The organism is Bartonella sp. AP72JLCBS (assembly GCF_042195705.1).
Taxonomy (GTDB): domain Bacteria; phylum Pseudomonadota; class Alphaproteobacteria; order Rhizobiales; family Rhizobiaceae; genus Bartonella.
This window is the reverse complement of record NZ_JBHIOU010000064.1, coordinates 1-1,388: the sequence shown is the minus strand read 5'-3', so window position 1 is coordinate 1,388 and position 1,388 is coordinate 1. Positions and strand designations below refer to the sequence as shown.

The following is a 1,388-nucleotide window of genomic DNA, read 5'->3' as shown; positions in this document are numbered from 1 at the left end:
CGAATCAAGAGTTCTTTTCTGGGTGGTTTTTTAGCAAAACCAGAGGTCCAAAGGGTCTCTAATTCTAAAAAGTCAAAATCCTTAAAAATCTCTCGAACCGCATCACAATCATTCAGACTCAAGACAAATTTGCCTTGTATGCTTTTGAGAACTTTTGCCATACTCACAAAATCATCTTCAACAAAATTCCCAGAGCTGTAACACTTCTTCTTTACAAAATAAGGCGGGTCTAGGTAAAATAAACTGTCGGGTGCATCAAATAGCTCGATAACCCGTTCCCACGACAAATTTAAGATCGTCGTATCAAGAAGCTTCTGTCTAACACGTCTCATCCTTGATAACAGCTTTTCGGGATTAAATGCTATAGGCTTTTTCCTTCCAAAACTAAAAGAGACATAATCTTTTTTCCCATACATCACACAACGTTGGAGAAACAAAAAACGGGCGGCTCTTTCAACTTTGGAAAGGCTTTCTGGTTCAATCGCCGCAAGTTCAAAAAACAACTGTCTTGAACAAACAAACCATTCTAGTCGTTTGGCTAAATCATCAAAGTCATTTTGAACGCATTGAAACAGATTCGTGATCTCTCCATTCAAATCATTAATGACAGAATATTTTGCTGGTCTTTTATTTAGGAAAATAACACCAGAACCTAAAAATGGTTCAACATAGGTTTCATGGTCAATGCTATTTAAAATCGGTATAATTTTCTTACGCAGATAGTGTTTACCACCCATCCACGCAAACAATGTTTGTGTAAATTCTTGTTTCATCATATTTTTAAAGGAGAGATTTGATATCTAACTTTTTGTTATCCATCTTTTAAGATGTGAGAAGCTATTTTCTATGGCGTCCACAAAACGGGAAAAATCTATTACAAACATAAAGACAATAAAGGCTATCAATTTCATGATGCGTGACATCATCTTTAAGCCTTGATAGGTCTCTATCATCTCGTGAAGGAGCTGTTGTTCTGTTTCTGTAAGACCTTTATCTTTGCTGCTTCGTTTCTTGACCATCTTTCCAACCACATAAATGGGCTCCCTGCTTGTTATGCTTCAAAATATCTCTTGCAAGGTTGGAACTGATGACCGCAACATCCTTATTATCCAAATAAATGGGCAACCAGCCACCACAAGAAACAGACCTATTTGCCGCGCACCCAACGAGAAAGTTCAGAGCGCACACCAGCATCACTTTTTCGATTAACTTCATTTTCTACCTCAAGACGGGTTGTTGCTGTCTTTAAAGCATTCTCTGTTTGCTTTTGCCGTTCGCTTTGCTTGCCAAGCTGAAATGCCTTGGCTAAAGCCATAAAAAAAACGGCTAAAGCCGCTGTAAACATAAGAGAATATTTCTTTAGCCAAAAAATCATAAGCGTTGCTCCC

General features: G+C 38.0%; 3 protein-coding genes. All 3 read right to left on the bottom strand.

The window, feature by feature from the left end; genetic code table 11:
• On the bottom strand, positions 1-776 hold a 776-nt coding region (locus tag ACFILO_RS09360), incomplete at its 3' end, for a DNA adenine methylase (protein ID WP_375678202.1).
• Between the two features lie 24 nt (positions 777-800).
• Positions 801-1,031: a hypothetical protein gene (locus ACFILO_RS09355; RefSeq protein WP_375613940.1), complete on the bottom strand. Its 231-nt coding sequence runs from the start codon at positions 1,029-1,031 to the stop codon at positions 801-803.
• A gap of 116 nt (positions 1,032-1,147) precedes the next feature.
• Positions 1,148-1,375 (bottom strand): hypothetical protein, encoded by a 228-nt coding sequence (locus ACFILO_RS09350; protein WP_375611041.1) that lies wholly within the window; start codon positions 1,373-1,375, stop codon positions 1,148-1,150.
• Positions 1,376-1,388 lie beyond the last annotated feature (13 nt).

What these genes read in the sequence shown, in the direction of transcription:
- ACFILO_RS09350 (WP_375611041.1), bottom strand. Translation starts at nt 1,375, where the DNA reads ATGATTTTTTGGCTAAAGAAATATTCTCTTATGTTTACAGCGGCTTTA.